This window comes from Pontibacter burrus (genome assembly GCF_010686685.1).
In the GTDB taxonomy this organism is placed as follows: Bacteria; Bacteroidota; Bacteroidia; order Cytophagales; family Hymenobacteraceae; genus Pontibacter; species Pontibacter burrus.
In genome coordinates this window covers 456643-474329 of the sequence record NZ_JAAGWD010000004.1, presented here as the reverse complement: position 1 = coordinate 474329, position 17687 = coordinate 456643, and the positions used below count along the sequence as shown (strand labels likewise).

The window sequence follows — 17687 nt, the reverse complement described above, 5'->3', positions numbered from 1 at the left end:
TCCCTGAATAAAAAAGAAATTAAGATCAGCAGTCACTACAAAAAAGGAAAAACAAGCACGGATAACTACGCCCATAAACCACCAAGGCCAGCAGGCAAGCCTTGGCGCTTTCTGGCCTTGTTCGTTATAGCTAATTAGAAAGATGAATAAAACATTGAATTGCTACTCCTTTATCCTATTTATACTTTCAGGATTTTTGTTTTCGTGTTCAAACAGCAAAGCCTCTTTCGGCGCCAATGAATCATCTACTGACTCAAGTATAGTAGTTGATACTTTCTCCGAATTTCCACCAGAGATAGAAGGTTGCTCTTGTTACTTCTCCAGTAATAAGAGTGACTTTGAAAGTGACCAGTATATCTATGTGGATGACTATGGAAGCAATGCCTTCGTCTCAATCAATGGAGAAATGAAAAGCTTTAGTCTAAGTAACTCCCAGAAAGTAGCAGACGACCATTTCATCAAAACCTGGATTTCAGAAGATTTTGAAATTTCGCTTGACTATAAACAAGTGGGTCAGGTAGAAGAGACTTGGCAGCAAAAAGGGACAATGCGAATAAAATCAAAGAAGGGTAAAGAAGTAGTTAAAGAGTTTTATGGAGAATGTGGTTGCTGAAAGAACAACAAGCTATAACCACACCTATAGGTCAGCTACGCCACCCTATAGCCCAGTACGTTAGGCATAATTGCTATACCATCAGCTTGTTCAAAGCTCATGTAAATAATTATTTCATTCCAGCGGATCTTAGAGGGAGCTCTCCCAAGTTCAAATCAAAATAATGATGACTAAAATGATGAAAACAAATCTCCTTGGTGTAATCAGCCTTATGTTCTTGTTAGCATGCAAGCAGCCTGTAAGTAAGGGAACAGATTCGACTGCTACAAATGCAGGTCCAACCACAATAGTAGCAGGTACAGCTACATTAACAGGCAGCATTACAAGTCCGAACAATACGAGAAAGGACAGCATTTATGTACATGTTTATGTTCCCCATCCAATTTCGGGAGAGACTGTTTCATATAAAGCGCTCGTTGATCAGTTAGGAAAATTCTCTGTTGATGTGGATGTTGAAACCGCTGTTTCTTTAGTCGGTTTGAATACAAGTTTAAATCCATACAAGACCCTTTATGTAAAATTAAAAAGTGGTGGTGTTACTAATTTCGCAATCGCTTATAATTCGGATTTTGAAGTGGAAAATGTTGCCGTTACGCCTGCAAATATGACTCAGCATGATATGATCCAAGGCTTAGCGATCCTACCTAAAATGTCTTCTGGTAGGCGTGATAAGGCACCGGAGCCTTTGTATAATAAAAGCACAGATTATTTTCTGAAGCATGCGAAGACTGTTTTGTCAGAAAGACTTGAGATTTTGAATATAGATACATTACTGTCGAATGGATTGAAAGAAGTGCTGTCTAAAGATTTTCTTCTAAACATGTATGTAGGGCAAGTCTTTGATTATGAAACTGCGATGATTCGTAATTATGGAAACACAACTGGCGACAGAAGCAATAAACCTGATCTACAGAAGCCTGACAGATCCTACTATCGTTTCCTGAAGGATTTCAAGCTCAATGATCCACAATATTTGCATGCCTCCGAATTTTCTAATTTTCAAAAAGAGATTCTCCAAAATGAAGTAATAGGGCTCCCTAAGATAGGAGAAAGCGATATTCCCTCCTGGCTGGCAAGTGTGAAGGTTATTTTATCGGATTTAGTCGGATTCGAAAACGGACCATACTACGATGTTTTAGCAGCCAATGCTTATGCCAGACAACTAAATGAGGAAGCAAGACCGCTCACCGAAAAGCAGAAAGAGCATATAGCGGCTTATTGGAAAAACGGAGAAATAGCCAAGATACTGTTTCGGAAAAACCAGCAGGTTGCTGCATTAGACAAATTCAAATCACCTGCTGTTGTCATTGACATCTCATCTGTTTCGGACGACAAAGTAATCCAAACAATTTTAGCTAAACACAAGAACAAGGTTGTTTTAATTGACCTTTGGGCAACATGGTGTGGCCCCTGCCTGAAAGCAATGAATGAATTCAGAAGTACAAAAGGTGAGTTTCATGATAAGGATGTTGTTTTTGTATATTTAACAGACACGTCCTCCCCTCGGGAGCGATGGGAAGAGAAAATTAAGGGAATAGGCAGTGAGCATTATTACCTGACAGACGCTCAGTGGGAATACACCATGAACCAGTTTGAGTTCGAGGCTATCCCGGCATATCTATTATACAACAAAGAAGGTGTGCTTATCAATAAATTTACTGCCTTTCCTGGAAAAGAGAAAGTGAAAGGGATGATCAACGGCCTGCTGTAAATTGAGCAACTCCAGGTTGCTAATGGTCTAAATACTGTGCCTAACTAAGCACATGAATAATGCAGCGGCTGAAAGCCTCGCTCACCTCATATACGAATACCGTTGTAGCACATTAGTAATTATTAATGGAAAAAAGTAAAAGCCCATTAATGTTCTGGCTCATAAGTGGAATCATTCTCACTATCACAGGACTACTGGCTTTTATAAATCTGGAAGAATGGTATGTGATTGGCATTTTGAACAGGACAGTTGGTTATCCATTCGGTGGAGAAGGAACAACACCATACTACTATAAAACTCCAGAACTATATGCTTTAGTTAGTTTAATCTGGGGACTGTTATTTACTGGAGCATTTGTTTTTGCTGTTTTGGCAATCATCCAGAAAAATAAAACAAGAATGGTTGCTGCACTTGGGTCAACAGTTTTCCTTTTGGCAATGCTGTTCGTGCACGGGCTTATTGAATAAAGAATAACGTACTACAACGCAATGCATGCTGTATTCACGCGTCCGTTAGCAGCAAAGCTTATTAACTGAAACACAAAATTTTAATTATCTAATAAAGCTTAAAAATAGGTAAGAACTAAAACTACTCGAAAATGTATGGCTTTGTAAATTCTGCCTTAGGCTGGTTTCATTTGGCTACTGCCTTATTGGCTATGATAGCTGGTGCTTTTGTCTTAGCTGCTAATAAAGGTACAGTACAGCATAAAAGGGTGGGCTATGTTTATGTTGTTGCCATGGTTTTAGTTTGTGGGTCTGCACTAGGTATCTACAATCTGACTGGAAGATTTGGAGTGTTTCATATCATGGCTATTGTTAGCTCTCTGACATTGGTATTGGGAATGGCTCCCTTGTTTATTAAGATTCTCCCAAGAAAGTATAAAGCTGTTCATGTTTGGTTTATGTATTATTCAGTCTTAGGACTGTATGCAGCATTTGCATCAGAATTAAGTGTGCGGATCCCAGATAAGCCTTTCTTTGCCATGGTTGGAATTGCAACTGCTACAATATTTGGAGTAGGAACTGTTTTTATCTTAAAAAAAGAAAAAATTTGGACCAAATACTTTGAACAGAGGCTCCAATACCAACAAAGTGCATAATATAGTCTCTCCCACATTATAGCACGAGCGCAGTTAAACAATTTTCATAAAGCTTTTCCCATAACAAACAACCTAATACTCATCACTCACATGAAACACACCCTCCTACTCATTTTTCTGCTTTCTATAGTTTCAGGACAGCTATTCGCACAGGCGAAACCCATCAACGAAGAAAGCTTTATTACCATCGGCGGCATAGAGCAATGGGTAACTATAAGCAGCGAAGATAGGAGCAAGCCAGTTATTTTGTTTCTGCATGGCGGGCCGGGCAGCACCATGAGTCCGTACGACGATGCCATTTACGGGCACTGGAAAAAAGAATTTGTGCCGGTGTACTGGGATCAGCGTGGCGCGGGCAGAACCTTCGGCCGTAACGCCCCCGAAGAAGTAACCGAGGATTATTGGATAGAAAACCCGCTGACCGTGGAGCAAATGACAGCCGACGGCATCGAGCTTTCGGAGTACCTGCTCAAACACCTGGGCAAGAAAAAGATAACGCTTGTTGGCACTTCCTGGGGTTCTATATTGGGCGCTAACATGGCCCTTGCCCGCCCAGATCTTTATACGGCATATATCGGACATTCCCAGATAGTAAACTATACATCCGGGTTTGTAAATGCATACAACATGGTGCAGCAAATGGCAAAGGATGCTAACGACCAGGAATCGCTGGATAAGCTGGCTGCACTGGGCTCTCCGCCTTACGAAGATGCCCGAAAAGAAGGTCAGCTCATGCGCATCATTAAAAATTACGAGAAACAAAACTCAGTAGCAGCGCCACCTACCTGGTGGAAATTGAAGCCTGAATACGACAACGAAAAAGACACTCAGGACCGATACAACGGCGATGATTATTCGTTCCTGCACTTTGCCGGCCACAAACAAATGGGCATTAAACCGATGGCCGCTGATGTCGACTTTATGAAAAACGGCCTGCACTATAAAATACCAGTTTACCTTATACAAGGCGATAAAGACATCTTAACTGCTCCGGATCTTACAAAAGCCTACTTCGATAAGGTAAAAGCCCCGAAAAAAGAATTTGTATTGGTACCCGGTGCTGCCCACGGCCATAACCAGGCGGTAGTAGATGCCCAGTACAAAGCTGTAAAAAAGGCTTTAAAACTTAAGTAATAAAACCGTTAAGTAATAAGCCTCAATGACACTTATCTATAGATTAATTCTTTTAGTTGTTGCTTGCCTCCTTTCTGTGCACATAGTTTCTGCACAAAGTATGAGCAGACCACGATCACTTGCTGCGAGTGGCACCTTTATTCATGCAAAAACCAAGACCCCATTTCCTAAAGATTTGGCTGGTTATAAGCGAAAAAGTGTTTATGCTTTTGATAAAGAGAAAACGAATATTGGCACCGTTTACTGGAGTGCAGACAGGAAAACGAAAATGTCAGTTTATTTATATCCGTATGAAGTAGGTACTGAAGACCGCCTGAAACAAGCTTATTCTACAGCTTACATGGAAGTTGCTGTTACCTCTAAGAAAGGTATTACTGCTACTCAAAAACCAATAAGCTACATAAAGGATGACTATAAGATAAACGGCCTCCAGGCGAACATAAAATATGTAAAGGAAGGAACAAACTCTTACTTATCTGTATTTGAGTGTGGTAAGTGGTTATTTAAATTTAGGATTACTTCTGAAGTACTGGATTCTGCTGCTATCCAAGAACTTGCAACAACAGTAATCGATACATTTGCTCCGACGAATCTTGTAAAGCTTGATCCCTTAGATATTAAGCCCACTCTTCATCTTGCACCCGGCGCCACAGCTGACTCAGTAATAACTGTATCAGTACTGGGAAGTGCTTTTGAAAAGATGCAATGGGTAACCGATAATGTCTCTCCCTTAGAGAGAGCAGCTGGTTTTCCTGGTTTATATTTAGAACTACATGTAGCTTCATTAAAAGCATTTGCAGCACAGGAACAAGATAAGAGAATGACTAACTCAGCTAGATTACCAAGCACAACAGCCTATCTTGCAGAATTAAACAAGATAATTTCCAGCGGGTACCTGAGAGAATTTATCATGAAAGAGTATGACATGCTCCTGATCGTTCCAGAAAATATCACACTAGATTTCGAAGGGTTTCTACAGTGGAGAAAGTTAAATCCAATCAGTATTGATTTAAGTAGCCGATTTTATGTTTTATCCTACAAGTAAATAATTCTTAATAATGTAGCAGCAACCAACTATAAACTATAACCTCATGAAAGACAACTTACCAACCATTACCCTACTCATAGCTACTTACATCATCGTCAACCTGACAAATTACCTGGTAGGCTTTGAATACAAACTGCACGAAGAAGGTGTGTTTACTTATAAGTTTATAGTTGATGTACTGTCGTGGGCAGTAGTATATATGCTTCTGCAGTTCTTATATAAGAAATTAATATTCCGCAGAAACATTTCACAATAGCGGGAATCTTACTTTCGTACAACTCTATAGTTTAATTCGTCTGTAAACATTATATCGGAATTACGTTAGATAGCATCAGAGTTATATTCTGAACTACCTATGAAACCGATATACCTGCAGGCACTGCTTGCACTCATATTTATAAGCATTAGCGGCTGCGCCCGGAAAAATTTCTACGCAAAAACCCCCATTGTAGACCCGGCTGTTTACAAGCAACTACAGCAAAATCCTGCTGCTTTTGATAGCGTTACGGTGCAGGCCGGCAAACACTATAAGCGTGGTGCCATTCACCGGTTATTCTGGGGTACGCATTACAGACCAGTCTGGACAGCGCCGGTAACTGTACCGGTGCTGGACCTGAAAACTGTAAAAGGCGGCCTGAAATTCGAAAAACTTGGCGGTGGTTTCCAGACCACAAGTATGACCCTATCCGATAGCACCGGATTTACTTATGCGCTGCGCTCGCTGGATAAAGACCCTGTGAGTGTGGTACCGGCTGTATGGCACAAAACTTTTGTTGCTAATATCCTGCGCGACCAGACATCGGCCATAAACCCGTACGGCGCCTTGATGGTACCACCTCTTGCCGAGGCTGCAGGAATTCCTCATTCCACTCCCAAACTATATTATGTTGCTCCTAACGATACCAGTTTCGGAGAACACAGCGAGCGTTTCAGCAACAACATTTTTATGCTGGAAGAGAAATACGACGGTAAAGAAGCCATTACACCAGCCCTAGGCGATGCCGTGGATATTGTGAGCTCCAAAAAAATGCTGAACAAAATGTTCGAGGAAGACGACCATTTTATAGACCAGCAAACTTTTGCCAAAGCCCGCCTGCTGGATATACTGATGAACGACTGGGACCGACACGAAGGCCAATGGGAGTGGGCAGAATACAAAAAAGGTAAAAACACCATTTACCGCCCCATCCCCAAAGACCGCGACAATGTGTTTTACCGTTTCCAGGATGGAATCATTCCCTGGATCTTCAGCCGCAACTGGGCCATCCGCAAGTTCGAGTCATTTGATGAGGACATAAACGATGTATACGCCCTGGCTATGAACTCTGAGTTTTTGGATGAGCGCGCCCTGTCGCAGGTAACGCGCGAGCAGTTTGATTCGGTAGCTGTGCTGCTGCAAAAGCAGATTACAGATGACGTGATTCAGGAGGCAGTAAGGCAGCTTCCGCCATCGGTTTATGCTATTGAGGGAGAAGACACGGCAAAAAAACTTCGGAGCCGGCGTGATGGATTGCGCAAAGCTGCAGAGGAGTTTTACGAAATTTTGGCCAAAGAACCTTTTGTAACAGGAACTGATGAAGAGGATAAATTTGAAGTAAAGCGCCTGAACGATAACGAAACCGAAGTTATAGTTTCCCGCAAATCAGATGATGTAATTACTTATCGTCGCACATTTAAGCACTCCGAAACCAAGAAAATCACACTATACGGCCTGGCAGAAGATGACGAATTTGATATCAGCGGGGAGGTAAACAAAGGCATAAAAGTAATGATAGTTGGCGGTCGTGGCGAAGACGAAATTAAAGACAAATCAAATGTAAAACGCGGTGGCAAGAAAACCTGGGTGTACGATACCAGGCGTGGTACCGAAATAGAAGCCGGTCCTGAAACCAAAGACAAAACCACGAAAGATATCCGGGTGCACGCCTTTGACCGGGAAGGATTTTAGAATGTTAAAAAGTTTGAGAGTTAGAGAGTTTTGGCCTTCTGACGCTTATCTTACAATAATAATGGTTCATAAAACTGCTGTTTCAATTAATAAAACGCTGCAGGTGCATCGTTTGCTTTTCGGATTGTTGTTTGCTTTGCTAATGAGCAGCTGCCAGCGTTATCCGCATACCGTAAAGCAGGTAGCCACAGCCCCTGCTAACGCCGGCACTATCACCAACTATAGCGATAGTACCATCACCCTGGCTGCTGGTATGCACTATAAACGCGGAACCTTGCATACCTTGTTGTATGGCAAACACTACCGCCAGGCATGGTACACGCCGGTGCCTGTAAAAGTGCTCGATATCGGTACTGCGCACGGTGGGCTGACTCCCGCAAAAATGGGCGGCAGCCGTCAGACCATCAGCCTGCGTGCATACAACCCGGATAGCATCGAATATGTACTCCGTTCTATAGATAAGGAACCTGCGGGTGCCTTGTCACCGAGATGGCAGAAAAGCTACGTTGCCAACATTGCCCGCGATGCCACCTCGGCCACGCACCCGTACGCCGCCCTTGTACTGCCCGACATGGCCAAGGCAATCGGCATTTACCACACAACCCCGGAAATTGTGTACATTCCGCACGACCCCAGGTTAGGTAAATTTACGGAGCAGGTAGGCGGCACCGTTGCGTTGCTGGAACGTCGGCCTGCAGGCAACCAGCAGGACAACCCGTATATGGGCCACGCCCGCAAAGTAAAGAGTACTCGCTCTATGCTCACCGAGCGTTTATCAGACAACGATACCAGAGTAGATGCCCGCAATTACCTCAGAGCGCGTTTATTTGATATGCTGATAGGCGATTGGAGCCGGCACGAAGACAACTGGCGTTGGGCAGAACTGGAGCCTGAAGACAAAGCCTACCTATACCGCCCTGTACCACGCGACCGCGATAACGTGTTCTATAAATTGCATGATGCACCCATCCCCTGGATAACACGCTTGCTCCGTTTTAAGCCGCACTTCAGAACCTACCGCCGCAACGTGCCCGACCTGGCAAAGCTAAACTATAACGCACGCCACCTGGATGCCCTGATCCTGGCTGAACTTAACCAACAGGACTGGCAGGAAATTGCGGACAGCGTTAAAACGGCCCTCACCGATGAGGTCATCGAAAATGCTTTTAAGGCAATGCCAGATACCATTTATAAATTAACGGCAGCACCCATAGTTGCCAAAGTAAAACATCATCGGAACAACCTGCACAAGCTGGCACAGGAGTATTATGGCATCCTGGCAAAGCAGGCTATAGTTGTGGGCTCTGATAAGCACGAGCAGTTTGTAATAAAACCACTGAACAAAAAAGAAGTACAGGTACAGGTATTTAAAACCACAAAGCAAGGCCAGGTAAAAGAGCTGTTGTTTGACAGAACCTATCATGCTGATGATACCAAAGAACTTATTTTGTATGGGCTGGATGGAAACGATCAGTTCTTACTATCAGGTGAAGACATTAATCCGATAAAGATCAGCATCTGGGGCGGAGATGGGGAAGACACCTATAGTACAGCTACCGAAAAAAAGAAAAAAGGGAAACGTATCTGCATTACCGACACCACATACGGCAACAACTATAAAACCGGTAAAGCTGCCCGTGTTAAGCTGGACGACAACCAACGTGCAAAAGACTTTACAGGCTCCGGGTGGTTGCTACACTTTTACCTTGATTAAAATCTCCGCCAGTTATAAACTATAGAAAAGGGCAGTATCCATACCGGATACTGCCCTTTTCTATAGTTTATCAAGCGTTATAGTTATCTGTCTTTCTTACTCGTGTTCTGGCCACTGTCGCTGCCACTGCGGTTGTTTTGGTCCTTAGCGTTTTGTGCGCCCTGGCCCTGTTGCTGGCTTGATGAGGCATCAGTACCACGCATGCCGGAACTAGTTGCGCCAGTACGGTTAGCCTGGTTAGAATCGCCCTGGTTCATGTCAGTGTTCTGACCCTGGCCACTTCGCTGCTGTCCCATTCCGGAACCCTGGCTGCCTTGCTGGCCGCTCATGCCTGATCCCTGGCCACCGGATTGCTGGTTTCTGTTCTGTCCCTGCATACCTCCTGATTGCTGGCTACCCTGCGGTTGGTTCTGAGATCCCTGCTGCTGGCCTCTGTTCTGGCCTTGGCCTCCTTGCTGTTGGCTGCCCTGTTGTTGACTACCCTGTGGCTGCTGGCTGCTGCCCTGCTGCTGATTTTTATTAGATTGCTGGTTGCCTTGCTGGCCCTGGTTTTTTTGTTCGTCTTTCATAGCTTGTATACTTAATATAGTTAATAAACTGTGGCCTGCTTCGTGCCGGCTACATCCTATTTTATACGTTTACAAGCTACTTTAGTCTAAGCCAGCCAAACTATAGGTTTTTGTTCATTACAGTAGCCGAAGCCTGTGCTGCCGGAAGGATCAGCACCTCAGCCAGGTTTACGTGCGGCGGACGCGTAACTATAAAAGCAATCAAGTCAGCAATATCATCAGCTGTAAGTGGCTGGTAACCCTGGTAAACGGCAGCGGCACGCTCCTTATCTCCCTTAAATCGTACTTCAGAGAATTCTGTTTCCACAGCCCCCGGGTTTACTTCCGATACTTTTATACCTGTCTGTATCAGGTCAATGCGCATGGCTTTTGAGAGAGCATCTACTGCATGTTTAGAGGCGCAATACACATTGCCATTTGCATATACTTCTTTACCGGCCACAGAACCAACATTGATGATATGCCCTTTGCCCTGCTCCTGCATAAATGGGATGATAGCATGGCTCACATAAAGCAGGCCCTTTACGTTAATGTCAAGCATCGCATCCCAGTCTTCCAGCGCGCCGTCCTGTATCGGGGACAGGCCATGGGCATTACCGGCATTGTTTATCAGCACATCAATCTGCTGCCACTCCTCAGGCAACGATGCAAAAGCAAACTGTACAGCCTCCTTATTGCGCACATCAAACAAGAGTGGTAACACAGTAGTAGTGTCTTCCAGCTCCTGCTGCAATTCTTCGAGGCGCTCTTTACGGCGGCCGGTCGCTATAATGCGGTATCCCTGTTTTGCCAGTGCAACGGCCGTGGCGCGGCCTATACCGGATGTTGCTCCGGTAACAACTGCTATTTTAGACATCTCTGTTTTATTCAAAGAAGAAGATTAGTGAAATATTATGGTTTGTCTGCTTTTGCAGCAGGCGGCTATAGGTACTTTGTGTTTGTTTATGCTGGTTCAGTAATCCATGCGAGAAACGGATCTCCGGTGCAAACTTAAAGAACGGGTAAAACATATCTACCCCAAAACCATACTCCAGTGCCAGGTCAAATTTATTTACAGCCAGGCCACGGTCCGGGTTTTCGTCGCTTTTACCGCTGCCCAGGTCAATGCCCGGCTTTACACCTGCCACAAAGTACATCCGCGCATTAGAGCGGCGCTGCGCTTTCAGCTTTAGCAATACAGGCAACTCTACCATGGTCGAGCTGATGGTTTTATCTTCCGTCATCAGTTCGCCGGTTTCCTGGGGCATATCAGTAAACTCGATCCTGCGGCTATAGAAGCCTACGCCAGGTACAAAACGGGCATCCAGGTAATCTGCCAGGCGGACGTTCAGCACCAGACCGGTATAAAAACCAGGGCTGAATTTTGGGTTTACGTTGGTAGTACCTTCCCCACCTGATGGATCGGCAGCCAGTTGATCGGCATATTCCTGCGAGTGCTGGATCTGGTATCTGGTTAGCGGAGCTGCCAAGTAAAAGCCATAATGGATCGGCTTGCTATCGTAGTCAGGTTTATTAAGCGTGTTTATTCTTTTCTGGGCCTGCGCTGCCGGAGCAACTATAAATAGAGCCAGTAAGGATAATAACGCTATTTTCGTCCGGTGTAAATGGAGCTTATGCCAAATGTTAAAGGGTGCCATTGTGTAGATTTAAATCCAACTTTCTCATAGATTTCCAGGAATGCGCGCCCGTCCGGGAAAGCCTGCACCGACTCGGGCAGATACGTATAAGCGGCATTATCCTTAGAAACGATTTTACCTATCATAGGTAGTATGTTCCTGGAATAAAATTGGTACAATTGTTTCATCGGGAAGCTGCGCGGGTTCGAGAACTCCAAAACTACGGCCATGCCGCCTGGCTTCAGAACACGGTGCATCTCGGACAGTCCTTTCTCCAGGTTCTCGAAGTTGCGTACACCAAAGGCTACGGTAATTGCATCAAAGGAGTTATCTTCAAAAGGCAGGTTCTCGGAGTCGCCGTAGCGTAACTCTATCTTATTTGTCAGCCCTTTTTTTGCGATTTTCTCGCGGCCTACAGCCAGCATCCCTTCCGATATATCCACACCGGTAATTTTGTCCGGGTTCAGGCGCAATGTTTCAATGGCAAAGTCGGCGGTGCCGGTGGCAATATCCAGCACTTGCTTGGGTTGAATTGGCTTAAGCATGCTTACCGCTTTTTTACGCCAGATTATATCGATGCCAGCACTAAGGAAGTGATTCAGGAAATCGTACTTACCGGCAATGTTGTTAAACATCTTCGCCACCTGCGATTTCTTGTCCTCGTTCTGGTCTTTGTAAGGTACTACAGCCATAGTTGCAATTAATAAGTATGCACAAAAATACGCGACCTGTACCTATAAAACATGGTTTATCTGCAAAAAAACAGGCCGGGCATATACCCGGCCTGTTCTGCTTATAGTTAAATCCGGCTCCTGTGAGCCCAAACTATAGTTTATTGTTGTGTAGGCTGGTCTGCTCTAGGTATAACCTTAAACTCTGTTCTTCTGTTCAGCTGCATGTTCTGAGCAGAGTTATTTGGAGCAACTGGTCTGCGCTCGCCGTAGCTAACTGTCACCAGTCTTCTTTCAGAGATGCCTTTGCTCTTCAGGTAATCGTAGGCAGCATTGGCACGGTTAGCACCCAGTACCATGTTATACTCGTCGCTTGCACGTGAGTCGCAGTGGCCTTCAATGCTCAGGTTAACCAGTGGGTTGGCCTTCAGGTAAGCTACTACTCTATCCAGTTCGTTCACAGACTCTGGGCGAAGTGTATACTCATCCGTATCGAAGTAGATCGGTTTCACTGCCAGCATACCAGCACGCACAGCTGTTGTATCTACATAATCGATGTAGAAATTACGGGTGATAACAGTAGTATCGTTCAATACCATTGGTATTTCCATTTCTTCAGTTGTAATCAACTTGCCGTCCTTCGAAACCTGGATCTGGAAATTACGGCCAGACAATACATCCACCTGGTAGAATGCTGAGTCAGGGCGTGTTACATCGCGGTAAGAGATCGGACGCTTGTCTGCCTGCAGACCGTTAAAAATTAACTCCACACCTGGTATGGCAAGGCTGTCCAGTTTAGAGAACACCTGGCCCTGCACACGCACGTTGCGGATATAGTTTATAGTGTAGATATCTTTCTCACCGTAACCACCAATTCTGTAAGACGACAGATAAGCATAGCTGCCATCCGGGCTCAGACGGTAATAGGTATCATCGTCTGGTGTGTTTACCGGTGCACCCAGGTTTACCGGCTTTGCCCATCTTCTGGCAACTGAATCATATTTAGAAGCAAAGATATCGTATCCGCCCATAGTATTGTGGCCGGTAGATGCAAAGTATAAGGTACCATTGTGCTCAGAGAAGTACGGGCTATCATCATCAAATGGCGTGTTGATAGTGTTGCCTATGTTTCTAGGAGTTCCCCAACTTCCGTCAGCCTGGCGCTGCGATACATAAATATCCAGGTCGCCATACTCTGAGTAAGCACTTGTAGAGAAAAACAGGGTCTTGCCATCTTTTGTGATATAGGCATCAGACTCATAGTGCTTTGTATTGATGTTTGGACCAATACTCTTCGGCTCACCCCAGGTACCATCAGCCTGACGCTCAGACACCATGATGTCCCCATTATTATCAGCGCGGTAAAGCAGCAGCTTTGTATCGTTATCAAATAGCTGGATAGAAGCATCGTGGCTTGCACTGTTCAGCGCACCTGCTACGCGTCTGGTTGGCGACCACTCGTCTTCTCCAATTCTCGTCGACTCGAAAATATCTTCGTAGTACTCACCATCGCGGGCAGGCGTACCACCAGTGGCTTCAGAGCTGCGTGAGGTATACAGTAGGTAGTTATCGTCAGATGAAATAACCGGGCTGTGCTCTGAGTAAGCAGAGTTTACCACACCACCCAGGTTCTTTACGAAAATGTCTTTCGGGTTCGCTACTTCGCGTTTTGCGTTACGGGCATGCTGAATCAGCATAGCCAGTTCTTCACGGCGCTCCTCATCGCGGCGGCGCAGGTTTTTCTGTGCTTCCTGGAAGTGCTCAATCGCACTATCGAAACGGTAATTAATGTGATCGGCGCGGCCTAACCAGTAACTGATGTCGCGGTCTACATTAGGCTTGATCTTCTGAGCACGGTACAGATAATCAGCTGCTTTTTCCTTATCAAAGGTCATGTAGCTGATACCGGCATAGTAAAGAGCCTGGGCATTGTTTGGATCGTTGGCCAGCACCTGCTCGTAAAATGGAACTGCCGCTCTGTAATTTTCTTTGGCAAAAAGCTTGTTTCCGCTTCTAATCAGCTTTCTATTGCTTTGCGCTGAGGCTGTTACAGCCACAAGGCACAACAGGGCTAACAGCAAAGAAAATCGTGAAAACGATTTGGCTAATTGATTCATGTTGTAAAGGTTCGTTATACTTTTGAGTTTTTGACTGGGCAATTAAACTTCAGGTAAAAAGGCTAAAAAAGAATTAAAAAGGCACAAAGCACCCTTTATTTCGCATCTATACGAGTAATATTAAAATTAGTATATGTCAGTATAGTTTTATTTAGGATCGTAGACTGTAAATTTTTAAGCTACTTGTGCTTATACATAGAAATAATTACAGCGGTTCTGATAAAAAGAAGTAAAAAGCCGCCTAATTATAAAGTTCCTAATATATAATTGTCTAATCGCAAATATATACAAATTATAGTATTTATATATGTTCAGCTATTGTTTTGTATTGGAAATTTATAAAAAGAGCCGGATAAAGTGATTTAACCGGCTTTTAGTGTAATCAGCTATAGTTCTACTGTTCTGAAAATAAGATCTGGTATAAATCCAGTGCGCCCATTCCACCCGGCCTGTCAGAAGAAAAGTAGGCCGTAGTACGTTTCCTGTTAAGCGTAAAATACATATCGTCGTGCGGAGAGTTGATCGGATATCCCAGGTTTTGCGCCTTCTGCCATTTCCCATCGCGCAACTCCGATCTGAAAATATCAAAACCACCCATGGTGTTATGGCCGCGTGAACTGAAGAAAAGGGTTTTCGTGTCGAAGTCTACAAATGGTGAGTCTTCATCATACGGCGTATTAACATCTGCCCCCAAATTTATGGCAGCGCTCCAGGTTCCATCCGGAAACCGCTGACTTACATAAAGATCCAGGCCACCAAAACCACCTGGCCGGTCGCTGGCAAAAAATGCAAACTGCCCGTCTGCTGATATGTGAACCGATGTCTCATTGGCCAATCTGTTAAGTGGTATTGGCATCGGTTTCGGGTTTACCCATTTACCTTTAGACTGATCGTAACTGCGCAGGCCATCGGCAGGTGAGTAAGTGTATAACAATTTACCATCTGGGGAGATTGTTACAATGGAATGCCCTGTTTTAGCATTGCTGGCTGGGATGTACTCTTTTGCGTTCTGCCACTGCCCGTCTTTTTTATGAGAGAACCTGATTTCTTCGGGTCCTTCAGGAGCATCATGGGCTGAAAAAACCAATAAGGAATCGTTTAAACCTAATACCGGAGCAAATTCTACTTTCGCAGAGTTTACAACAGCTCCCATATTTACAACTTGCGCAACAGAAGATTGTGCCAGCAATTCCATTCCTGCGTTACATTCGTCTATACGCTTTCGGATCACCTCAACATAGTTCCAATCGGCACGGCCAGTACCATAAATCTCCTGCTGGTAATATTTTTTGGCTTCTTCAAACTCATAGTTCTGGTGCAGGGCCTCGGCCAGGTTCACGATCACCTTTTGCCCGAAACGCGGGTCCAGTTTGTTTACTTTATCCAGGCACAGGCGTGCTTTGCGTGGTTCGCACATTTCCAGGTAGCTGATGCCAAGTTTATACAGCGCTTGGGTATTGTCCGGGTCTTTATCCAGCACTTTCTGGTACCACACGGCGGCTTCAGCAAAATCAGCTTTGGCATATGCTTTATCGGCGCGGCGCATGTTGGCATCCGGAGCTGTTGAAATCATACTGCTGCAAACTATAAATAAGAGCAGCACAAACGAAACTACAAGTGTTTTACCGGCCGGCTTATACTTTAAGCGGAAAGCAGGCGTTTTACCAGTTGTGCGTAACCAAGGAAAAGGCATATACTTCATGTTTGGCAAATTAAATGTACCTTTGTTCGTGCTTATGCTTCTGTTTTAAGTTGCATAAGATAGCAGATTTATACATTTTGGAACCTCTATATTACTAATATCCGGGGTTTGCACCAAATCAGAAGCGGCGGCATGGTTATAAAAGAAGCAAAATTTTTAATGAGTAATACAAAAGTGGAGCAATGCCCTGCCCCCACTATGCCCGAATATGCTTTTATTGGTCGTTCCAATGTGGGTAAATCGTCGCTCATCAACATGCTCACCGAGCAAAAAGGGCTTGCCAAAACATCTGCACAGCCTGGCAAAACGCAACTCATTAACCACTTCCTCATAAATGACAGCTGGTACCTTGTGGACCTTCCAGGCTATGGTTATGCTAAAGTAAGTAAGGGAGCGCGCGAAGACTGGCGCAAAATGATAAATTATTACTTCCAGAATCGCGAGAACCTTGCCTGTGTATTTGTTCTCATCGATTCGAGACATGAGCCTTTAAAGCAGGACCTGGATTTTATAAATTACCTTGGAAATCTTGGCGTGCCATTTGTACTGGTTTTCACAAAAGCCGATAAGCAGTCATCTGTAAAGACAGACTCAACTATAGCTGCCTATAAGCGTAAACTGCGGGAAACCTGGGATGAATTACCGCACATTTTTGTAACATCTTCGGAAAAACGGGTAGGGCGCGAAGAGTTGCTGAACTTTATAGAAGAGGTGAACGGACAGGTACAGTTATAAAAGCTTTATTTATACTTCGAGATTTTTTTAATTTTTAAATTGTTATGAAAACTAAATTTTCATTTTTGTTTATTTTATTTGTCTTTGTGGCAATAACAGCCTCAGCACAAACTGCTGAAACCGTAAAACAGGAAGAAAAACCAACTTACTGGATACCAAATAACGTTCTGCCTGCCGCAGAGCACTACGAAGGTGGCAAAGAAGCCATGTACGAATTTATTGCCAAGGAACTGAAGTACCCGCCCCTTGCAAAACGTAACCGTGTGCAGGGCGAGTGTATTGTTAGTTTCACTATAAATGAAGATGGCTCTACATCCGGTTACAAAGTATTACGCAATATGGGAGCAGGCACTGGCGAAGAAGCTTTACGCGTAGTAAGACTGCTTAAGTTTAATGCGCCGGGCTATGCGCTTAATGTGAGCCTTCCGATCATGTTTAAACTATAATTTCACGTTTATAAACCTATGCCAATCGATCTAAGACAAGTTGCAGCCATTTCCGGTATGAACGGCCTGTACCGTGTGGTAGCTCCTACCCGTACCGGTGTAATCATCGAATCCTTATCAGACAAGCCGCAGCGCTCTATTGCGCAGGCCCGCCAGCGTATGTCGCTGCTGGATGAGATCTCTATTTACACGACCGACGAGGAAACTACTGTTCCGCTGGCCGAAGTGTTCGACCGCATCAACGAAAAGTATGGCGATGACCTGCCTTTAAGCGAAAAACCAGACGACAGCGAGTACAAAGCCTTTTTGGAATCAGTACTTCCGGACTACGACGATGAGCGCGTGTATGTGTCTGACATGAAGAAACTGGCCGCTTGGTATAAGATCGTAAAAAAGCACGTTGGTTTTACCGCTCCTGAAAAACCAGCAGCTAAAAAGACCAGCAAAAAAGCCGAAAAGGCACCTGAAGCAGCTGAAACTACACCTGCCGAAGGCGAAACCAAAAAGACTAAAAAGAAAAAAGAATAATACTGAATCAAAAAGGCCTTCTCACACAGAAGG

Annotated in this window: 18 protein-coding genes; 12 read left to right on the top strand and 6 right to left on the bottom strand. The window is 44.5% G+C overall.

The features are described from left to right. Nucleotides 1–142 precede the first annotated feature (142 nt). The 9 genes from GXP69_RS11640 (at nucleotide 143) to GXP69_RS11600 (ending at nucleotide 9270) form a co-directional block, all read left to right on the top strand. Nucleotides 143–613, top strand: coding sequence for a hypothetical protein (locus GXP69_RS11640; protein ID WP_163915231.1), 471 nt, complete (start codon nucleotides 143–145; stop codon nucleotides 611–613). Nucleotides 614–776: 163 nt separating this feature from the next. After that, a complete protein-coding gene (locus GXP69_RS11635; protein WP_163915230.1) occupies nucleotides 777–2324 on the top strand; it encodes a TlpA family protein disulfide reductase in 1548 nt (515 codons plus the stop codon). Between the two features lie 125 nt (nucleotides 2325–2449). After that, on the top strand, nucleotides 2450–2791 hold the full coding sequence (locus GXP69_RS11630) for a hypothetical protein (protein ID WP_163915229.1): 342 nt from the start codon (nucleotides 2450–2452) through the stop codon (nucleotides 2789–2791). A gap of 131 nt (nucleotides 2792–2922) precedes the next feature. Continuing rightward, nucleotides 2923–3426: a DUF2306 domain-containing protein gene (locus GXP69_RS11625; RefSeq protein WP_163915228.1), complete on the top strand. Its 504-nt coding sequence runs from the start codon at nucleotides 2923–2925 to the stop codon at nucleotides 3424–3426. Between the two features lie 90 nt (nucleotides 3427–3516). Further along, on the top strand, nucleotides 3517–4560 hold the full coding sequence (locus GXP69_RS11620; RefSeq protein WP_163915227.1) for an alpha/beta hydrolase: 1044 nt from the start codon (nucleotides 3517–3519) through the stop codon (nucleotides 4558–4560). Between the two features lie 100 nt (nucleotides 4561–4660). Further along, nucleotides 4661–5605 (top strand): hypothetical protein, encoded by a 945-nt coding sequence (locus GXP69_RS11615; RefSeq protein ID WP_163915226.1) that lies wholly within the window; start codon nucleotides 4661–4663, stop codon nucleotides 5603–5605. A gap of 46 nt (nucleotides 5606–5651) precedes the next feature. After that, on the top strand, nucleotides 5652–5864 hold the full coding sequence (locus GXP69_RS11610; RefSeq protein ID WP_163915225.1) for a hypothetical protein: 213 nt from the start codon (nucleotides 5652–5654) through the stop codon (nucleotides 5862–5864). Nucleotides 5865–5963: 99 nt separating this feature from the next. Next, entirely contained in the window at nucleotides 5964–7556 is a 1593-nt protein-coding gene (locus tag GXP69_RS11605; RefSeq protein ID WP_163915224.1) for a hypothetical protein, read from the top strand. 61 nt (nucleotides 7557–7617) lie between these two features. Beyond that, nucleotides 7618–9270: a hypothetical protein gene (locus GXP69_RS11600; RefSeq protein WP_163915223.1), complete on the top strand. Its 1653-nt coding sequence runs from the start codon at nucleotides 7618–7620 to the stop codon at nucleotides 9268–9270. An 83-nt stretch (nucleotides 9271–9353) separates the two neighbouring features. On the opposite strand, the gene GXP69_RS11595 is transcribed toward GXP69_RS11600, so the two are convergent. The 6 genes from GXP69_RS11595 to GXP69_RS11570 all read right to left on the bottom strand — a co-directional run bounded on the left by GXP69_RS11595 (nucleotide 9354) and on the right by GXP69_RS11570 (nucleotide 15936). Beyond that, nucleotides 9354–9839: a hypothetical protein gene (locus GXP69_RS11595; RefSeq protein WP_163915222.1), complete on the bottom strand. Its 486-nt coding sequence runs from the start codon at nucleotides 9837–9839 to the stop codon at nucleotides 9354–9356. Nucleotides 9840–9939: 100 nt separating this feature from the next. Continuing rightward, a complete protein-coding gene (locus GXP69_RS11590; protein ID WP_163915221.1) occupies nucleotides 9940–10695 on the bottom strand; it encodes an SDR family NAD(P)-dependent oxidoreductase in 756 nt (251 codons plus the stop codon). A 7-nt stretch (nucleotides 10696–10702) separates the two neighbouring features. Beyond that, nucleotides 10703–11476: a type IX secretion/gliding motility protein PorT/SprT gene (gene porT, locus GXP69_RS11585; protein WP_163915220.1), complete on the bottom strand. Its 774-nt coding sequence runs from the start codon at nucleotides 11474–11476 to the stop codon at nucleotides 10703–10705. After that, nucleotides 11425–12147, bottom strand: coding sequence for a bifunctional demethylmenaquinone methyltransferase/2-methoxy-6-polyprenyl-1,4-benzoquinol methylase UbiE (ubiE, locus tag GXP69_RS11580; protein ID WP_163915219.1), 723 nt, complete (start codon nucleotides 12145–12147; stop codon nucleotides 11425–11427). Before ubiE ends, porT begins: the two co-directional genes overlap by 52 nt. Before the next feature lie 140 nt (nucleotides 12148–12287). Further along, nucleotides 12288–14243: an OmpA family protein gene (locus GXP69_RS11575; RefSeq protein WP_163915218.1), complete on the bottom strand. Its 1956-nt coding sequence runs from the start codon at nucleotides 14241–14243 to the stop codon at nucleotides 12288–12290. A gap of 394 nt (nucleotides 14244–14637) precedes the next feature. Further along, nucleotides 14638–15936: a tetratricopeptide repeat protein gene (locus GXP69_RS11570; RefSeq protein ID WP_163915217.1), complete on the bottom strand. Its 1299-nt coding sequence runs from the start codon at nucleotides 15934–15936 to the stop codon at nucleotides 14638–14640. 141 nt (nucleotides 15937–16077) lie between these two features. Between GXP69_RS11570 and yihA the strand changes: the two genes are divergently transcribed. Genes yihA through GXP69_RS11555 form a run of 3 tightly spaced genes read left to right on the top strand, consistent with a single transcriptional unit; the run spans nucleotide 16078 to nucleotide 17654 of the window. Further along, complete coding sequence (yihA, locus tag GXP69_RS11565; RefSeq protein ID WP_163915254.1) at nucleotides 16078–16680, top strand: ribosome biogenesis GTP-binding protein YihA/YsxC; 603 nt, start codon at nucleotides 16078–16080, stop codon at nucleotides 16678–16680. Between the two features lie 44 nt (nucleotides 16681–16724). Beyond that, nucleotides 16725–17126 (top strand): energy transducer TonB, encoded by a 402-nt coding sequence (locus GXP69_RS11560; RefSeq protein WP_163915216.1) that lies wholly within the window; start codon nucleotides 16725–16727, stop codon nucleotides 17124–17126. A gap of 18 nt (nucleotides 17127–17144) precedes the next feature. Continuing rightward, nucleotides 17145–17654, top strand: a complete 510-nt coding sequence (locus GXP69_RS11555) for a DUF5606 family protein (RefSeq protein WP_163915215.1) — start codon at nucleotides 17145–17147, stop codon at nucleotides 17652–17654. Nucleotides 17655–17687: the final 33 nt, after the last annotated feature.